The organism is Streptomyces sp. NPDC028368, assembly GCF_055565615.1.
The window spans coordinates 222,180-242,813 of record NZ_JBVHTY010000004.1 but is presented as its reverse complement, the minus strand read 5'-3'; the positions used below and the strand labels follow the sequence as shown (position 1 = coordinate 242,813).

At 72.6% G+C, this 20,634-nt stretch carries 1 protein-coding gene; it reads right to left on the bottom strand.

Annotation, left to right across the window (positions count from 1 at the left end):
• Positions 1-109 precede the first annotated feature (109 nt).
• Positions 110-20,569 carry a type I polyketide synthase gene (locus tag ACZ4S3_RS11015; RefSeq protein WP_467930311.1) on the bottom strand — a complete coding sequence of 6,820 codons (20,460 nt, stop codon included), beginning with the start codon at positions 20,567-20,569 and terminating at the stop codon, positions 110-112.
• Between the last annotated feature and the right edge of the window lie 65 nt (positions 20,570-20,634).

Genomic DNA, 20,634 nt, shown 5'->3' with positions numbered 1-20,634 from the left:
AGTCGCCGCGCAGCACTGTGCGCCGCCGAGTTGCCCGGCGGCGCACGGTGGCGATGCTCGAATCGGCCGATGGTGTCCGGGAGTTACCGGTAGGGGCCGCTTCCTCGGATCAGGACAGGCCGAGTTCGTTGTCGAGGAGGTCGAAGACCTCTTCGTCGGAGGCGGACTCGAAGTCGAAGTCCTCGTCGGCCGGGGAGCCGTCGTGCCCGGCCGCCGCGGCCGTATCCCGCAGGGCGTTCCACTTTGCCCTGAGGACTTCCAAGCGGCCGGCTATCTGCTCGTGAACCTCCTCGGTGATGTCGAGTCCGCCGAAGGTCTTCTCCAGCCTTTCGAGTTCGCCCAGAAGTGCCTCCGGGCCAAAGGACGGCTCGGGTGCGATCCGGGCATGGAGGTGGTCGACGAGTTCTGCCGGCGTCGGGTAGTCGAAGAGCAGGGTCGCCGGCAGGCGGATTCCGGTGAGGGCGCTCAGGCGGTTGCGGAGTTCGACCGCGGTGAGGGAGTCGAAACCGAGGTCCAGGAAGGCGCGGTCCTGGTCGATTTCCGTGGCTCCGGCGTGTCCGAGGACCGCCGCGACCTGGCCGCGTACGGCGTCCAGTACGACCTCGCGTCCCTCTGCCGCCGACAGACCGGTCAGGCGCTGGGCGAAGTCGACCTCGGCGTCGCCATCCGTCGCGGCGGCCGCCGCCGTGCTTCGGCCCGGGGTACGGATCAGGCCGCGCAGCAGCGGAGGGATGTCGCCCTGTCGCCGCAGCGCCGCCAGGTCCAGGCGGACGGGGAGTGGCGCGGGCTCGCTGGTCCCGAGCGCGGCGTCGAAGAGGGCCAGACCCTCCTCGGCGGTCAGCGGCGGCATGCCCGAGCGGGCCATGCGCTGGAGGTCGGCTTCGGTGAGGGTGCCGGTCATCCCCCCGTCTTGAGACCAGGGGCCCCACGCCAGCGACACCGCGGGCAGACCCACCGCCCGACGATGGTGCGCCAACGCGTCCAAGAACGCGTTCCCTGCCGCATAGTTGGCCTGACCGGGACTGCCGATCGTGCCCGCCACCGACGAGAACACCACGAACGCGTCCAGATCCAGGCCCGCGTTCTCGGTCGCCTCGTGCAGATGCCAGGCCGCGTCCACCTTCGGACGCAGAACCGCCGCCAACCGATCCGGAGTCAGCGACTCCACCACACCGTCATCCAGAACACCGGCCGTATGCACCACCGCCCTGATCCGGTACCGGGCCACCAAGTCGGCCACAGCCACCGCGTCGGTGACATCACATGCCTCGACGGCGACCTGCGCGCCATGCTGCTCAAGTTCGGCGACGAGCTCCTCGGCGCCCTCGGCAGCCGGGCCGCGCCGGCTGACCAACAGCAGGCTCCGCACCCCGTGCTCGGTCACCAAGTGCCGGGCGACAGTGCGCCCCAGGCCGCCCGTGCCACCGGTGATCAAAACTGTGCCGGACGGGTCCCACGCGACGGCCCGCTGCGCCTGAGCGCGGATCAACCGCGCCGCCAGCACCTCACCACCGCGCACCAGCAACTGCGACTCCTCCGACGCCAACGCCCTCGGCACAAGCGACAGTTCGGCATCGTCACCCACATCCACCAGCCCAAAACGGCCCGGGTGCTCCGACTGCGCCGACCGCACCAGACCCCACACCGCCGCACCCGCAAGATCCGCACCGGACACCGCACCCCGCGTCACAAACACCAGACGCGAAGCGGCGAACCGCTCATCGCCCAGCCACGACTGCATCACGTCCAGCGCCCACGCCGTCGCGGCGTGCACGGACTCCACCGTCCCGGCGGTCCCGGCGGTCCCGGTCATCGGCGGGACGAGCACAGTGTCGTGGCCGCCGGCCTCCGCGAGGTCGTTGAGATCCGTGTGGGGCTGGAGCGAGATTCCGTTGAGGATGCCTTCGGTGTCCTTGCCGAGCATGGCGAGGGAGTCCGTGGCCTCGCCGGTGAGTGGGATGCTGCTCCAGTCGACCTTGAAGAGGGAATCGCGGTCGCCGGTCTGCAACTGTCCGGCGGTGATCGGACGCACGGTCAGGGATCGCACCGAGGCGACCGGCTCACCGACGGTGTCCGCGATGGCGATCGACGTGCCGCTTTCGGTGGGACGGATGCGTACCCTCACCTGGGAAGCGCCGGTGGCGTGGAGTGTCACTCCGTTCCAGGAGAAGGGGACAGCCCCCTCGTCCGCTCCCCCGCCGCCCAGTAGCGCCGCATGCAGCGCCGCGTCGAAGAGCGCGGGGTGCAGGCCGTAGGCGTCGCCGTCGGTTCCCTCGGGAAGCGTCACCTCGGCGTAGATGTCCTCGCCGAGCTTCCAGGCCGCCCGCAGGCCCTGGAACACCGGGCCGTACTCGAACCCGGCATCCGCGAACCGCTCATAGCAGCCCGCCACGTCAAGCGGCTCGGCACCCTGCGGGGGCCACACCGCGGCATCGAACGACACCACCTCGGCGGCCGGGGCCAGGGCACCGCCGGCATGCAGCGTCCACGGCCCCTCGCCCTCACGCGAGTGCACCGACACGGGCTGGCGCCCCTCGTCATCGGGCTCGCCCACCCACACCTGCACCTGGATCGCGGCGCCCGAGGCAGGCAGCACCAGCGGCGCGGCGAGCGTCAGCTCCTCCACCAGGTCACAGCCGACCTCGTCGGCGGCCCGCAGCACCAGCTCCACCAGCGCCGTACCGGGCACCAGCACAGACCCCAGCACCACATGATCCGCCAGCCACGGATGCGAGGACACCGACAGTCGCCCGGTGAACAACAAACCACCCGAACCCGCCAGCTCCACCGCCGCACCCAGCAACGGATGCCCCGCCAAGTCCAGGCCGGCGGACCGCACATCGCCCGCGCGCGCCGCCCCGCCCGAAGGCCAGAACCGCTCGTGCTGGAACGCATACGTCGGCAGATCCACCCACCGCGCACCCGTACCGGCGAAGACGGCGGCCCAGTCGACCGGCATGCCGTGGGCGTGCAGTCGTGCCAGGGCCGTGAGCAGTGCCGGTGCCTCGGGCCGGTCCTTGCGCAGTACGGGGGCCAGTACCGACTCGTCCGTGGCGGACTCCGCGACGAGCGCGGAGAGGGCGCCATCGGGGCCGAGCTCCAGGAATGCCACGACGCCCTGCGTGCGCAGCGTGCCGACCCCGTCGGCGAACCGTACGGCCTCGCGGACGTGGCTGACCCAGTACTCCGCGGAGCACAGCTGTTCCGCCGTGGCGGGCTCGCCGGTGACGTTCGAGACCACGGGGATGCGCGGTGCGTCGTATGTCATGCCGTTGGCGACGGCGCGGAAGTCGGCCAGCATCGGTTCCATGAGCGGCGAGTGGAAGGCGTGCGAGACCCGCAGCCTGCTGGTCTTGCGGCCCTCCCCCTCGAAATGCGCCGCGATGCCGAGCACCGCCGCCTCAACGCCGGAGACCACAACCGACGACGGCCCGTTGACCGCCGCGATCGACACCTCCCCCGTCAGATGCGCAAGAACCTCCTCCTCCGTCGCCCGGATCGCCACCATCGCCCCACCAGCCGGCAACTGCTGCATCAACCGACCCCGAGCCGCCACCAGCGCACAGGCATCCGCGAGGGAGAAGACACCCGCCACATGCGCCGCGACGATTTCCCCCACGGAGTGCCCCAGCAGCTGGTCCGGGCGCACGCCCCACGACTCCAGCAAGCGGAACAGTGCCACCTCGATCGCGAACAGCCCGGCCTGGGCGTATGCGGTCTGGTTCAGCAGTTCCGCGTCCTCGCCCCAGACGACGTCCCGCAGCGGGCGGTCCAGGTGCTCGTCCAATGCCGCGCACACCGCGTCGAGCGCCTCCGCGAACACCGGGTAGCGACCGTACAACTCCCGGCCCATGCCCAGGCGTTGTGAACCCTGCCCCGAGAACAAGAACGCCAGCTTGCCCGAGTGGGCCCGGTCCTGCGCCACGATGGCCGCCTCGCTGCGGCCCTCGGCCAGGGCGGACAACGAGCGCAGCAGGTCCTCTCGGTTTGCGGCCAGTACCACCGCGCGGTGCTGGAACGCCGAGCGGCCCGTCGCCAGCGCGTAGGCGACATCCGTGACCCGCGGCCCCGGCTCACCGTCCAGATGGGACAGCAGCCGTGCTGCCTGGGCCCGCAACGCCGAGTCGCTCCTGCCCGACAGCAGCACCGGCACGGGCGCATCGGACCCGGCCGTCTCGTCCTCGGCGGCGTCCGGTTCGGCGTCGGCCGCGACCGGCTCGGGCTGCTCCAGGATCACATGCGCGTTCGTACCACTGATACCGAAGGAGGAGACGCCCGCGCGGCGCGGCCCGTCACTCTGCGGCCACTCGACCTCGGAGGCCAGCAGCTCCACGGCACCGGCGTTCCAGTCCACATGCGTCGACGGCTCATCGACATGCAACGTCCGCGGAAGCACACCATGGCGCATCGCCAGCACCATCTTGATGACACCCGCCACACCCGAAGCCGCCTGCGCATGACCGATGTTGGACTTCACCGAGCCCAGCAGCAACGGCCGCTCCCCCGACCGCTCCTGACCGTACGTTGCCAGCAACGCCTGCGCCTCGATCGGGTCACCCAACGTCGTACCCGTACCGTGCGCCTCCACCGCATCCACATCCGCCGCGGACAGCCCCGCACTCGCCAACGCCTGCCGGATCACCCGCTGCTGCGACGGACCATTCGGCGCCGTCAAACCATTCGACGCACCATCCTGATTCACCGCACTACCCCGCACCACCGCCAACACCCGATGCCCATGACGACGCGCATCCGACAGACGCTCCAGCACCAGGATTCCGGCGCCCTCACCCCAGCCGACGCCGTCGGCGGTGTCGGCGAACGCCTTGCAGCGTCCGTCCGGGGAGAGCCCGCCCTGGCGGGAGAACTCCACGAAGGTCAGCGGTGTCGACATCACCGTCACACCGCCCGCGAGCGCCAGCGAGCACTCGCCCGAGCGCAGCGACTGAGCGGCCAGGTGCAGGGCGACCAGCGACGACGAGCACGCCGTGTCCACCGTGACCGCCGGACCCTCGAAGCCGAAGGTGTAGGAGACCCGGCCGGAGGCGACACTGCCCGCGCTGCCGCTGCCCTGGTAGCCCTCGAACTCGCGCCCGGAGAGCAGCGTCGAGTAGTCGTGGTACATCACGCCGGCGAAGACGCCCGTACGGCTGCCGCGCAGGGTGGCCGGGTCCATGCCGGCGCGCTCCAGCGCCTCCCAGGTCGTCTCCAGCAGCAGCCGCTGCTGGGCGTCGGTGGTCAGGGCCTCTCGGGGGCTCATCCCGAAGAACTCGGGGTCGAACTCCGCGGCGTCATAGAGGAATCCTCCGGAACGGGTGGCGATGGCGCCCTCCCGCTCGGGGTCGTCCGTGTCCTCGATCTCCCAGCCTCGGTCGGTCGGGAAGTCCGAGACGGCGTCCACTCCTTCGGACACCAGCCGCCACAGGTCCTCGGGCGAGCCGACGCCGCCGGGGAAGCGGCAGCTCATGCCGACGATCACGACCGGATCGTCCGTCAGGGACGGCAGGGCGGACACCGGGAGGGGGGTCTTTGTCTCCGTCTCGGCGCCGAACAGCTCGTCCAGGAGGTGGCCCGCCAGGGCGTCGGCCGTCGGGTAGTCGAACACGGTCGTCGCCGGGAGCCGCAGTCCGGTGGCCTTGCCCAGCAGGTTGCGGAGTTCGATCGCCGTCAGGGAGTCGAAGCCGAGGTCCTGGAAGACCCGGTCCGGAGCGACCGTTTCCGGGCTCGCGTGGCCCAGGACCGCAGCGATCTGGGCGCGTACGACATCGAGCAGCGCCTCGCGCCGCTCCGCCGTGGACAGCCTGGTCAGGCGCTGCACGATGCCGGATGCCGCGACGGCGCCGGATCGGCGGGTCCTCGTACGGATCAGGCCACGCAGCAGCGGCTGAGGCTCGCCTTGTGCGCGCAGCGCCGCGAGGTCCAGGCGGACGGGGAGTGGCGCGGGCTCGGTGGTGCCGAGCGCGGCGTCGAAGAGGGCCAGACCCTCCTCGGCGGTCAGCGGCGGCATGCCTTGGCGGGCGATGCGCTGGAGGTCGGCTTCGGTGAGGGTGCCGGTCATCCCCCCGTCTTGAGACCAGGGGCCCCACGCCAGCGACACCGCGGGCAGACCCGCCGCCCGACGATGGTGCGCCAACGCGTCCAGGAACGCGTTGCCTGCCGCGTAGTTGGCCTGGCCGGGACTGCCGATCGTGCCTGCGACGGAGGAGAACACCACGAACGCGTCCAGGTCCACATCCGCGTTCTTGGTCGCCTCGTGCAGATGCCAGGCCGCGTCCACCTTCGGACGCAGAACCGCCGCCAACCGCTCCGGGGTCAGCGACTCCACCACACCGTCGTCCAGAACACCGGCCGTATGCACCACGGCTGTGGGCACATGACGGGTGATCAGGTCCGCTACGGCCGCCGCGTCGGTCACGTCGCAGGCCTCGACGACTGCTTCGGCGCCGCTGCCCCGCAGTTCGGCCACGAGCTCCTCGGCGCCCTCGGCGGCCGGGCCGCGCCGGCTGACCAGCAGCAGGTTCCGCACCCCGTGCTCGGTCACCAAGTGCCGGGCGACAGCGCGGCCCAGGCCGCCGGTACCGCCGGTGATCAGGACCGTGCCGGAGGTGTCCCACGTCATCGCGTGCTGGGACTGCGTCCGGGCCAGCCGGGCCGCCAGCACCTCGTTCCCGCGCACCAGAAGTTCGGGCTCGTCGGTCGCGAGCCCTTGCGCCAGCACGGTCACATCGGCGTCACCGTCCAGGTCCACCAGGCCGAAGCGGCCCGGGTTCTCCGACTGTGCCGACCGCACCAGGCCCCGGACGGCGGCGGCCGCGAGATCCGCGCCGAAGGCCGCCCCGCGCGTGACGAACACCAGGCGCGAGGTGGCGAAGCGGTCGTCGGCCAGCCACGACTGCACCATCTCCAACGCCCAGGCGGCCGCGACGTGTACGGACTCCACCGTTCCGGCGGCGCCGGCGGGCGGCGCGACCAGGACCGCCCCGGGCACGGCCGCCCCCGTCAGGGACTCCAGATCCGCGAAGGTCCGGATCGGCTCGCCCTCCGGACCGGTGCCGAGCTCGACGCGCTCTTCCGTGAGCGGGACGGGGACCCAGTCGGCCTTGAAGAGGGCATCACGGTCGGCGGCCTGCAACTGCCCGGCCGAGATCGGACGAACCACCAGCGACTCCACCGAGGCGACCGGCGCACCAGACGAGTCCGCGATCGCGACGGACATTGCGCCGCCCGCGCTGCGGATACGGACGCGGAGGTGCGAGGCGCCAGAAGCGTGCAGGGACACTCCGGTCCACGAGAACGGGACTCCGCCCGCTTCTCCGCCGCCCAACGCCGCCGCGTGCAGCGCGGCATCGAAGAGCGCGGGGTGCAGGCCGTAGGCGTCACCGTCGGTTCCCTCGGGAAGCGTCACCTCGGCGTAGATGTCCTCGCCGAGCTTCCAGGCCGCCCGCAGGCCCTGGAAGGCCGGGCCGTATGTGAGCCCGGCATCGGCGAGTTCGTCGTAGCAGTCCGCCACTTCCACGGGCTCCGCGCCCTTCGGGGGCCATACGGCGGCATCGAAGGAGGCCGTTTCGGCCCCCGTGGTCACCGCACCGCCGGCGTGCAGCGTCCACGGGCCCTCGCCCTCACGCGCATGCACCGACACCGGCCGGCGCCCCTCGTCATCGGGCTCGCCCACCCACACCTGCACCTGGATCGCGGCGCCCGAGGCAGGCAGCACCAGCGGCGCGGCGAGCGTCAGCTCCTCCACCAGGTCACAGCCGACCTCGTCGGCCGCCCGCAGCACCAGCTCCACCAGCGCCGTACCCGGCACCAGCACAGACCCCAGCACCACATGATCCGCCAGCCACGGATACGAGGACACCGACAGTCGCCCGGTGAACAACAAACCACCCGAACCCGCCAGCTCCACCGCCGCACCCAGCAACGGATGCCCCGCCGAGCCCAGACCAGCGGACCGCACATCGCCCACGCGCGCCGCCCCGCCCGAAGGCCAGAACCGCTCGTGCTGGAACGCATACGTCGGCAGATCCACCCACCGCGCACCCGTACCGGCGAACAGCACCGCCCAGTCCACGCTCGCGCCCCGGACGTACAGCTGCGCCAGGGCACCCAGCAGCGTCGTCTCCTCGGGGCGGTCCTTGCGCAGTACGGGAGCGAGTACGGCTTCGTCCGGTGCCGACTCCCGGGCCATCGCCGACAGCACACCGTCCGGGCCGAGTTCGAGGAACCGCGTCGCCCCTTCCGCCCGCAGAGCCCGTATCCCGTCCGCGAAACGCACTGTCTCGCGGACGTGCCGGACCCAGTAGTCGGGGTGGGCGAGCTGTTCGGGCTCGGCGAGGCGGCCCGTCAGGTTCGACACGACAGGGATCGTCGGCGTGCCGAAGGACAGCCGTGCCACCACCGCGCGGAACTCGGCCAGCATCGGTTCCATGAGCGGCGAGTGGAAGGCGTGCGAGACCCGCAGCCTGCTGGTCTTGCGGCCCTCCCCCTCGAAGTGCGCCGCGATGCCGAGCACCGCCGCCTCAACGCCGGAGACCACGACCGACGACGGCCCGTTGACCGCCGCGATCGACACCTCCCCCGTCAGATGCGCAAGAACCTCCTCCTCCGTCGCCCGGATCGCCACCATCGCCCCACCAGCCGGCAGCTGCTGCATCAGCCGACCCCGGGCCGCCACCAGCGCACAGGCATCCGCCAGCGAGAACACGCCCGCCGCATACGCCGCCGCGACCTCGCCGATCGAATGTCCGGCCACGAAGTCCGCGCGCACACCCCACGACTCGACCAGCCGGAACAAGGCCACTTCAAGGGCGAACAATCCGGCCTGGGCGTACGCGGTCTGGTCCAGCAGTTCCGCGTCCTCGCCCCAGACGACATCCCGCAGCGGGCGGTCCAGGTGCTCGTCCAACGCCGCGCACACCGCGTCGAGCGCCGCCGCGAACACCGGGTAGCGGCCATACAACTCCCGGCCCATTCCCAGACGTTGCGAACCCTGCCCCGAGAACAAGAACGCCGTCTTCCCCGCACCGGCCGAGCCCTCCGCCAGACCGGCGTCGGCCTCGTCCACCGCGAGTGCGGACAGGGCACGCACCAGTGCGTCGCGGTCCTGGCCCCACACCACCGCACGGTGGGTGAAGCTCGACCGCCCCGCCACCAGCGAGTGCCCGATGTCCCGCGCGGACAGCGCGTCACGGCCGGCGACCAGGGGCAGCAGGCGTGCCGCCTGGCCGCGCAGCGCGGCCTCGTTCCTGCCAGAGAGCACCCACGCCAGCGCGCCGGGCTCGTCCTCGGCGGCGTCCGGTTCGGCGTCGGCCGCGACCGGCTCGGGCTGCTCCAGGATCACATGCGCGTTCGTACCGCTGACGCCGAAGGAGGAGACGCCCGCCCGGCGCGGCCCGTCACTCTGCGGCCACTCGGCCGGAGCGGTCAGCAGCTCGACAGCACCGGCGTTCCAGTCCACATGCGTCGACGGCTCATCGACATGCAGCGTCCGCGGGAGCACGCCGTGGCGCATCGCCAGCACCATCTTGATGACACCCGCCACACCCGAAGCCGCCTGCGCATGACCGATGTTGGACTTCACCGAGCCCAGCAGCAACGGCCGCTCCCCCGACCGCTCCTGACCATAGGTGGCCAGCAACGCCTGCGCCTCGATCGGGTCACCCAACGTCGTACCCGTACCGTGCGCCTCCACCGCATCCACATCCGCCGCGGACAGCCCCGCACTCGCCAACGCCTGCCGGATCACCCGCTGCTGCGACGGACCATTCGGCGCCGTCAAACCATTCGACGCACCATCCTGATTCACCGCACTACCCCGCACCACCGCCAACACCCGATGCCCATGACGACGCGCATCCGACAGACGCTCCAGCACGAGCATGCCGGCGCCCTCACCCCAGCCGACGCCGTCGGCAGCGTCGGCGAACGCCTTGCAGCGCCCGTCCGCCGACAAACCCCGCTGCCGCGAGAAGTCCACAAACGTCGTGGGCGTCGACATCACCGTCACACCGCCCGCCATGGCCAGCGAGCACTCACCCGAGCGCAGCGACTGAGCCGCCAGGTGCAGGGCCACCAGCGACGACGAGCACGCCGTATCCACCGTGACCGCCGGACCCTCGAAGCCGAAGGTGTAGGAGACCCGGCCGGAAGCAATGCTGGCCGCGCTGCCGTTGCCTCGATAGCCCTCGTACTGATCGCCGACCATGATCTCGCTGTAGTCGGTGTACATCACGCCCGCGAAGACGCCCGTTCGACTGCCCCGCAGCGTGGTCGGGTCGATACCCGTCCGCTCGATGGCCTCCCAGGTCGTCTCCAGCAGCAGCCGCTGCTGGGCGTCGGTCGCCAGCGCCTCTCGCGGGCTCATCCCGAAGAACTCGGGGTCGAACTCCGCTGCCTCGTGGAGGAATCCACCGGAGCGGGTGTAGGAGGTACCGAGTGCCTCGGGGTCCGGGTTGTAGAGGGTCTCCACGTCCCAGCCGCGGTCGGTGGGGAAGTCGGACACCGCGTCCACGCCCTCCGACACCAGACGCCACAGGTCCTCGGGGGCGGCGACGCCGCCCGGGTAGCGGCAGCTCATCCCTACGATCACTACCGGGTCGTCGGCTGCCCCCGCCGGTGACGACGCCCGCGCCGGCGATTCGGCCTCTTCCTGCGCGCCGAACAGCTCGTCCAGCAGGAAGTCGACGAGCGCGTCCGCCGTGGGGTAGTCAAAGATGACGGTGGCCGAAAGACGCATACCGGTCGCGTTGTTGAGGCGGTTGCGGAGTTCGACCGCGGTCAGGGAGTCGAAACCGAGGTCCTGGAAGACGCGGGTCGCCTCGATCGTCTCCGGGCTCGCGTGGCCCAGGACGACCGCGATCTGGGTACGTACCAGGTCCAGGATCACCTCGCGCCGCTCCCCCGCCCCCAGTCCGCTCAGGCGTCCCACCAGACCGGCTGCCGCGGCCGAGCCGCCGACCGCCGACCGTCGGGCGCGGGTCCTGATCAGGCCGCGCAACAACGGGGGCACCTCCCCCTGCTCTCGCAGTGCCGCCAAGTCGAAGCGAACGGGGAGTAGTTGGGCGTCTCCGGCTGCCAGCGCAGCGTCGAAGAGGGCCACGCCCTGTGCGGGGGTGAGTTCGGGCATGCCCTGGCGGGCGATGCGCTTGAGGTCGGCTTCGGTGAGGGTGCCGGTCATCCCCCCGTCTTGAGACCAGGGGCCCCACGCCAGCGACACCGCGGGCAGACCCACCGCCCGACGGTGATGCGCCAACGCGTCCAAGAACGCGTTGCCTGCCGCATAGTTGGCCTGACCGGGACTGCCGATCGTGCCCGCCACCGACGAGAACACCACGAACGCGTCCAGATCCAGGCCCGCATTCTTGGTCGCCTCGTGCAGATGCCAGGCCGCGTCCACCTTCGGACACAGAACCGCCGCCAACCGCTCCGGAGTCAGCGACTCCACCACACCGTCATCCAGAACACCGGCCGTATGCACCACCGCCCTGATCCGGTACCGGGCCACCAAGTCGGCCACAGCCACCGCGTCCGTCACATCGCACGCCTCCACGGTCACTTCGGCATCGCTGCGCCGAAGCTCCGTCACCAGCTCCTGTGCGCCCTCGGCCGCGGGACCACGGCGGCTGACCAGCAGCAGATTCCGCACCCCGTGTTCCGCCACCAAGTGACGCGCCATCACACGGCCCAGGCCACCGGTCCCACCGGTGATCAAAACCGTGCCGGACGGGTCCCACGCGACGGCCCGCTGCGCCTGAGCGCGGATCAACCGCGCCGCCAGCACCTCACCACCGCGCACCAGCAACTGCGACTCCTCCGACGCCAACGCCCTCGGCACAAGCGACAGTTCGGCATCGTCACCCACATCCACCAGCCCAAAACGGCCCGGGTGCTCCGACTGCGCCGACCGCACCAGACCCCACACCGCCGCACCCGCAAGATCCGCACCGGACACCGCACCCCGCGTCACAAACACCAGACGCGAAGCGGCGAACCGCTCATCGCCCAGCCACGACTGCATCAGGCCCAACGCCCACGCCGTCGCGGCGTGCACGGACTCCACCGTTCCCGCGGTCCCGGTCGTCGGCGTCACCAGCAGCGCACCGGGCACACGGCCGGATGCGGCCAGGGAGTCCAGGTCCTCGTAGTGCTCGACCAGGTCCGTGTACCGCTCGAACGACGGGCCCGCGGGGGAACCGATCACCGCGACGGTCTCCGCGGCCTCGGCCGGGGGCAGGCGTACGGGGTTCCACTGGAGGCGGAACAGCGCGTCGCGGCCGACCGGGTTCGCACCGCCTTCCAACTGGTCGGCGGAGACCGCCCGCAGGACGAGCGTGCCGATGGAGGCGACGGGTTCGCCCGCGGTGTCGGCGACGTCCACGGACACCGTGTCGCCGCTGTGCCGGGCGACCCGGACCCGTACCGCCGCGGCGCCGGAGGCGTGCAGCGAGACGCCCTCCCAGGAGAAGGGCACGACGCCCTGGTCGACTCCGTTGAAGGTGACGACGTGCAGGGCCGCGTCGAGCAGCGCCGGGTGCAGGCCGTAGGCAGGCGCGTCGCCTTCGGCCGCGGCGGGCAGGGCGACCTCGGCGAAGACTTCGTCGCCTCGGCGCCATGCGGTGCGCAGGCCCTGGAAGTGGGGGCCGTAGTCGAATCCGCGGTCGGCCAGGCGCGGGTAGATGCCGGTCAGGTCGACGGGCTCGGCGTCGGCGGGCGGCCAGGACGCGGTGGCGAAGTCGAAGCCGTCGGCGGCCGGCTGCGGGCCGGTGGCGAGGACGCCGGTGGCGTGCTGCAGCCACGGGCGGTCGCCGTCGCCCTCCGCCCTGGAGCGGGCGGTCAGGGCACGGCGGCCGGATTCGTCGGCGGGGCCCACGCGCAGCTGGAGTTGTACGCCGCCGTGTTCGGGCAGGACGAGCGGGGCGGCCAGGGTCAGTTCGTCGACGCGGTCGCAGCCCACCTCGTCGGCGGCGCGGATGGCGAGTTCGACGAAGGCCGTGCCCGGCAACAGGACCGAGCCCATGACGACGTGCCCGGCCAGCCAGGGGTGGGAGGAGAGCGACAGGCGCGTGGTGAGCAGCACGCCGTCGCCGTCGGGCAGTTCCACGGAGGCGCTCAGCAGCGGGTGCCCGGCCGCTTCGAGGCCGACGGCGCCGAGGTCCCCGGTGCGGGTGTGATCGGGGGTCGGCCAGAACCGCTGGTGCTGGAAGGCGTACGTCGGCAGGTCGATGACGCGCGCGTCCCGGCCGGCGAGGAATGCGGTCCAGTCGATCTCGGTGCCGTGTACGTGCAGTCGCGTCAGGGCCGCGTGGAGGGTCGCCGCCTCCGGGCGGTCCCGGCGCAGGGCGGGGACGAGAAGGGTCTCCTCGGGAGTGCTCTGGCCGGCGGGGTCCCCGTCCGGCAGCGATTCGCGCGCCAGGGCCGCGAGCGTGCCGTCGGGACCCAACTCCAGGAAGCGCGTCACGCCCTGCGCACACAGGGCGCGGATCCCGTCGGCGAACCGCACCGCCGAGCGGACGTGCGTCACCCAGTACTCGGGGGTGCGCAGCTGGTCCTGGGTGGCGAGTTCGCCGGTGACGTTCGATACGACGGCCAGCTCCGGCTCGCCGTAGGACAGGCCCTCGGCGACGGCACGGAAGTCGGCCAGCATCGGGTCCATCAGGGGCGAGTGGAAGGCGTGCGAGACCCGTAGCCGGGTGGTCTTGCGGCCCTCCGCTTCGAAGTGCGCCGCGAGGGCGAGCACGGCGGCTTCGGCGCCGGAGACCACCGTGGAGCGGGGGCCGTTCACGGCGGCGATCGCGACGTCCTCGGTCAGGTGCGGGAGCACCTCCTCCTCGGTGGCCTGGACAGCCACCATCGCGCCGCCGGCGGGCAGGGCCTGCATGAGCCGTCCGCGTGCCGCCACCAGCGTGCAGGCGTCGGCCAGCGAGAACACCCCGGCGACATGCGCGGCGGTTATCTCGCCGACGGAGTGCCCGGCCACGTACCGCGGCCGTACTCCCCAGGACTCGACGAGCCGGAACAGGGCCACCTCGATGGCGAACAGCCCGGCCTGGGCGTAGGCCGTCTGGTTCAGCAGTTCCGCGTCCTCGCCCCAGACGACGTCCCGCAGCGGGCGGTCCAGGTGCTCGTCCAGGGCAGCGCAGACCGCGTCGAACGCCGCCGCGAAGACCGGGTATCGGGCGTGCAGCTCGCGGCCCATGCCGATGCGTTGCGATCCCTGGCCGGAGAAGAGGACGGCGTCCCGGCCGGTGTGGGCCGTGCCCGTGTCCACGGCGGGGTCGGCCTCGCCGGCGGCCAGGGCGGTCAGGGCGCGCAGCGCGGCAGCGTGGTCGTCGGCGCGAACGGCCGCGCGGTGGGCGAAGGCCGTGCGGCGCGTCATCAGCGTGTAGGCGGCGTCCGTGAGCCGGGGCGCGGGCTCGCGGTCGAGGTGGGTGCGCAGCCGGGCGGCCTGGGCGCGCAGGGCGCTCTCGCTCTTGGCGGAGAGCAGCAGCGGTGCCGTCTCGTCGGGCGCGGTGGCGGGTGCTTCGAGCGCAGTGGCGGGCGCTTCGGGGTCCGTGGCCGGGGGCAGTTCCAGGACCACGTGCGCGTTGGTGCCGCTGATGCCGAACGCGGAGACCGCGGCTCGCCTGGGGTGGCCGGTCTCGGGCCAGTCCGTGTGCTCGGTGAGCAGCTCGACCGCGCCCGCGGTCCAGTCGACGTGCCCGGTGGGCTCGGCGACGTGCAGGGTGCGCGGCAGCACGCCGTGTCGCATCGCCAGCACCATCTTCATCACGCCCGCCGCACCGGCGGCGGCCTGGGTGTGCCCGAGGTTGGACTTCACCGCGCCCAGCAGCATCGGCCTCTCCGGCGGCCGCTCCTGGCCGTAGGTGGCCAGCAGCGCCTGGGCCTCGATCGGGTCGCCGAGCGTGGTGCCGGTGCCGTGCGCCTCCACGGCGTCGACTTCGGAGGCGGCCAGCTGGGCGTTGGCCAGGGCCTGGCGGATCACCCGCTGCTGGGACGGGCCGCTGGGTGCGCTCAGGCCGTTGGACGCGCCGTCCTGGTTGACGGCCGAGCCGCGTACGACGGCGAGCACCTGGTGGCCGTTGCGGCGGGCGTCGCTGAGCCGTTCCACCAGCAGCAGGCCGACGCCTTCGCTCCAGCCGGTGCCGTCGGCGGCCGCCGCGAACGGCTTGCAGCGGCCGTCGGGGGCCAGCCCGCGCTGCCGGGCGAACTCCACGAAGGAGGACGGGGTGGACATCACCGTCACGCCGCCCGCGACCGCCAGGGAGCACTCGCCCTGGCGCAGCGCCTGCGCCGCCATGTGCAGGGCCACCAGCGAGGAGGAGCAGGCCGTGTCCACCGTGACGGCCGGGCCCTCGAAGCCGAAGGTGTAGGAGACCCGGCCGGAGACGACGCTCATCGCGTTGCCGGTGAGCCGGTGCCCGCCGGCTTCGTCCTGTGCCGTGTCCAAGACCGCGCCGTAGTCCTGGGTGTTGGTGCCTGCGAAGACACCGGTGCTGCTGCCCCGTAGCGACTCCGGGGCGATACCCGCCTGTTCGAGCACCTCCCAGGTGGTCTCCAGGAGCAGCCGCTGCTGGGGGTCCATGGCGAGGGCCTCGCGCGGCGAGATGCCGAAGAAGTCCGCGTCGAAGTCGGTCGCGCCGTCCAGGAATCCGCCGCCTCGGGCGTAGCTGGTGCCCTGGTGGTCGGGGTCGGGGTGGTAGAGGCGGTCCAGGTCCCAGCCCCGGTCGGCGGGCATGGGGGCGATGGCGTCGCCGCCCTCGGCCAGCAGCCGCCACAGGGCCTCGGGTGAGTTCACGCCGCCGGGGAAGCGGCAGGCCATGCCGACGATCGCCACCGGTTCGTCGAGGGCGGCGGCCGACGCCCGTACGACCGTGGCGGGCCCCGCGGCGCCCAGGACTTCGGAGCGCAGGTATGCGGCGACCGCGACGGAGGTGGGGTGGTCGAACAGCAGGGTGGCGGGCAGCCGCAGGCCCGTCGCGGCGGAGAGCCGGTTGCGCAGATCGACGGCCATCAGCGAGTCGAACCCCTGCTCACGGAAGGCGCGTTGGGCGTCGACGGTGTCCGGTGAGGGGTGTCCGAGAGCCTTCGCGGCCTCTTCCCTGACCATGGTCAGGAATGCCTGTTCCTGTTCGGCGGGCGGCAGTGCTCCGATCCGTTCGCGCAGGGGGGAGCGTTCCCGGCGCGGTCCGTCGGCGGGGCCGAGTGCGCGGCGGGCCTCGGGCAGGTCTCCGATGAGGGGGCTGGGGCGGACGGCGGTCAGGGCGGGGGCGTAGGCGCTCCAGTCGATGTCGGCCACGGTCACGTGCGTCATGCCCTGGGCGAGGGCCTGGCGCAGGGCGGCGAGCGCGGGGGTCGCGGCCATGGGCAGCAGGCCGTCGCGGCTCATCCGGTCGGCGGCGTCGCTGTCGGTGGCCATGCCGTGGCCCGCCCAGGGGCCCCAGGACACGGAGGTGGCCGGGAGCCCCTGCCGGTGACGCTGTTCGGCGAGGGCGTCCAAGTAGGCGTTGGCGGCGGCGTAGTTGGCCTGTCCGGCGTTGCCCAGGACGCCGACGATCGAGGAGAACAGCACGAAGTGGTCCAGGTCCAGGTCCTGGGTGAGTTCGTGCAGGTTCTGTGCGGCCCTCGCCTTGGGTCGCAGGACGGTCTCGAAGCGCTCGGGGGTGAGCGCGTCCAGGACGCCGTCGTCCAGGATGCCCGCGGCGTGGACGACGCCGGTCAGCGGCAGGTGCGGCGGGATGTCGGCGAGGACGGCCGCCAGAGCGTCGCGGTCGGCGGCGTCGCAGGCGGCGAGGGTGACCTTGACTCCCCGGTCGGTGAGCGCGGCCGCGAGTTCCGGTGCGCCGGGGGCCTGCGGGCCGCGGCGGCTGGTGAGCACGAGGTGTTCGGCTCCGGCGTCGGCCAGCCAGTGGGCGAGGTGTGCGCCCAGGGCACCGGTGCCGCCGGTGACCAGGACGGTGCCGTGGGTGCTCCACCGGTCGCCGGTGTCGCCGCCGGGTGTGATCCGTTCCAGGCGGCGGGCGAAGATCCCGGCCGGGCGGATCGCGACCTGGTCCTCCTCCGAGGCGAGGGTGCTCAGCAGCGCGGAGACGGCCCGCCCGTCCAGGTTCTCGGGGAGGTCGACGAGCCCGCCCCAGCTCTGCGGGGACTCCAGCGCGGCCACCCGGCCCAGGCCCCATATCTGTGCCTGTAAGGGGCTGTTGAGCGCCTCGTGACGGTCGACGGCGACGGCGCGGCGGGTCACGCACCACAGCGGTGCCTGGATGCCGGCGGCCTCCAGGGCACGCAGCAGCGTGGTGGTGGCGGCCAGGCCGCGTGGTACGGAGGGCAGGCGCGGGTGGGGTCGCTCGTCCAGGGCCAGCAGACAGAGCACGCCGTCGACGGGGGTGTCGGGCCGGGCGAAGGGGTCGCCGGGTTCGTGGGTGCCGGGCAGTTCGCGTACGTCAACGTGCAGGCCGTGGTCGCGCAGGGCGTCCAGGAGGTGGGCGGTCCACGGGTCGTCGGTGCTGCCGTCGGGCAGGACGACGAGCCAGTGCCCGGTGGCGGCGGGGCCGTTGGAGGCGGTGCGCGGGGCCCAGTGGGTGCGGTAGCTGAAGCGGTCCGCGGCGGCCTGGGTCCTGCGCTGCCTGCGCCAGGAGGAGAGGGTGGGCAGGAGGCTGCCCAGGGAGTCCGTCTCGCTGCCGTCGATGGCCAGGACGGCCGACAGCTCCTGGAGGTCCTCGCGTTCGACGGCCGCCCAGAATCCGGCCTCGCCCGCTTCGGAGGCGGCCGCCTCCCCCTCGTCGCGGCCGGCCGGGTCCAGCCAGTACCACTGGCGTTGGAAGGCGTAGGTGGGCAGCTCGGCGCGGGGGGCGTCGAGCGTGCCGAGGCAGGCGGGCCAGTCGACGCGGACACCGTGCGCGAAGGCGGTGGCGATGCCCTCGGTGAGGGCGGGCGCTTCGGGGCGGCCGGTTCGAAGGAGGGAGACCAAAACAGGGGGGACAGGGGGGACGGGCCCTTCGAGGGTGGTCAGACTGTCCTGGACCATGGGGGTCAGGACGCCGCCGGGGCCGAACTCCACGAAGGTGGTGACGCCCTCGGCTTCGAGGGTGCGCACGGCGGCGCAGAAGCGGACCGTTTCGCGGACCTGCCTGACCCAGTAGTCGGGCGAGCGCAGTTCCTCCTCGGTGGCGAGCGCGCCGGTCACCGTGGACACCACGGGGATGCGGGGGGCGTGGAAGGTCAGGCCGCGGGCGACGCGCCCGAAGTCCTCCAGCATGCCGTCCATGTGCGGGGAGTGGAAGGCGTGGCTGACCCGCAGCCGCTTGGTGCGGCGGCCCTGTGCCTCGAAGTGGGCCGCGATCTCGGTGACGGCCTGTTCGTCGCCCGAAATGACAAGGGAATTGGACCCGTTGGCCGCCGCGAGGGCGACGTGGTCCTCGTGGCCGGCGAGGCGGTCGCGGATCTCCTCCTCGGTGGCCTGGACCGCCACCATGACGCCGCCATCGGGCAGCGCCTGCATGAGCGTGCCGCGCGCGGCGACCAGCCGTGCGGCGTCCTGGAGCGTCAAAACGCCGCTGACGTGGGCGGCGGTGAGCTCGCCGATGGAGTGTCCGGCGACGAACTGCGGTGCCACGCCCCAGGATTCGACGAGCCGGAACAGGGCGGTCTCCAGGGCGAAGAGCGCGGCCTGGGTGTAGGCGGTCCGGTCGAGCAGGGCGGCCTCGGCGCTGCCTTCCTCGGCGAAGACGACGTCGCGCAGCGGCCGGTCCAGGTGCGGGTCGAGTGCGGCGCACACCGCGTCGAAGGCGTCGGCGAACTCCGGGTACGCGGCGTGCAGTTCGCGTCCCATTCCGGGGCGCTGGGAGCCCTGCCCGGCGAAGACGAACGCGGTGCGGGCCTTGGTGGCGACGCCGCTGACCAGACCGGCGGCGGTGCGGCCCGCGGCGAGGGCGTCCAGGCCGCGCAGGAACGCCTCCCGGTTGCCCGCGACGAGTGCCGCGCGGTGTTCCATGAGGGACCGGGTGCCCGCGAGGGCGTGGGCGACGGCGGCCGGTTCGAGGTCGGCGCGGTCCCGTATGTGGCGGCCGAGGCGTGCGGCCTGGGCGTGCAGGGCCGCTTCGGTGCGGGCGGACAGGATCCAGGGCAGCACGCCCGGCCGGGCGGCCGGCTCGGGGTCCGGTCCGGCCTTGTGGGCTTCGGCCTCGTGGGCGGGCGCCTGTTCCAGGATGACGTGGGCGTTGGTGCCGCTGATGCCGAATGAGGAGACGGCGGCGCGGCGCGGCCGGTCGGCGGTCGGCCAGGGCGCGGGCTCCGCGAGGAGTCCGGCGTTGCCCTCGCTCCAGTCGACGTGCCCGGTGGGCTCGTCCAGGTGCAGGGTCTTGGGCAGTTGCCCGTGCCGCATCGCCAGGACCATTTTCATCACGCCCGCGATACCGGCGGCGGCCTGGGTGTGCCCGATGTTGGACTTCATGGAGCCGATCAGCACGGGCCGGTCCGCGGGGCGCTGCTGCCCGTAGGTGGCCAGCAGGGCGTGTGCCTCGACGGGGTCGCCGAGGGTGGTGCCGGTGCCGTGCGCCTCCACCGCGTCGATCTCCGAGGCGGCCAGGCCCGCGCTGGTCAGCGCCTGGCGGATGACGCGCTGCTGCGAGGGGCCGTTGGGGGCGGTCAGGCCGTTGGACGCGCCGTCCTGGTTGACGGCCGAGCCCTTCAGCACGGCGAGTACGGGATGGCCGTTGCGTACGGCGTCGGAGAGCCGCTCGACGAGCAGCAGCCCGACGCCCTCGCTCCAGCCGGTGCCGTCGGCGGCCGCCGCGAACGGCTTGCAGCGGCCGTCGGCGGCCAGCCCGCGCTGGCGGGAGAACTCCACGAACATTTGCGGCGTGGACATCACGGTCGCGCCGCCCACCAGGGCCATGGCGCACTCGCCGCGCCGCAGCGCGTGCGCGGCCAGGTGCAGGGCGACCAGCGACGAGGAGCAGGCCGTGTCAACGGTCAGCGCGGGGCCTTCCAGGCCCAGGACGTAGGAGATCCGGCCGGAGGCGATGCTGATGTGGTTGCCGGTCAGCAGGTGTCCGCCGACCTCGTCGGCGCGCCGCCCGCCCTCGGCGTCATACCCTCCGTGGCCGGTGCCGACGAACACGCCGGTGCGGCTGCCCGCGAGGGATTCCGGGTCGATGCCGGCCCGTTCGACGGCTTCCCACGCGGTCTCCAGAAGCAGCCGCTGCTGGGGGTCCATGGCGAGCGCCTCGCGCGGGGAGATCCCGAAGAAGCCGGGGTCGAACTCGCCCGCGTCGTGCAGGAATCCGCCCTCGCGGGCGTAGGTGGTGCCCTGGTGGGCCGGGTCGGGGTGGTGGAGCGCGTCCAGGTCCCAGCCGCGGTTGCGGGGGAAGGAGGAGATCGCGTCGACGCCGTCGCGCAGAAGCTCCCACAGCCCTTCGGGCGAGCGGACGCCGCCCGGGAAGCGGCAGGCCATCGAGACGATCGCGATGGGCTCGGTCTGCTTCGCCTCCGTCTCGTCCAATTGCTGACGAGTCTCGTGAAGGTCCGCGATCGCGCGCTTGAGGTACTCGCGCAGCTTCTCCTCGTTCGACATCAAGACGCCAATCGCTCGGTGGAATGCCGGACCTGGGGCACAGAGCGCCGACACGCACGTCCGAC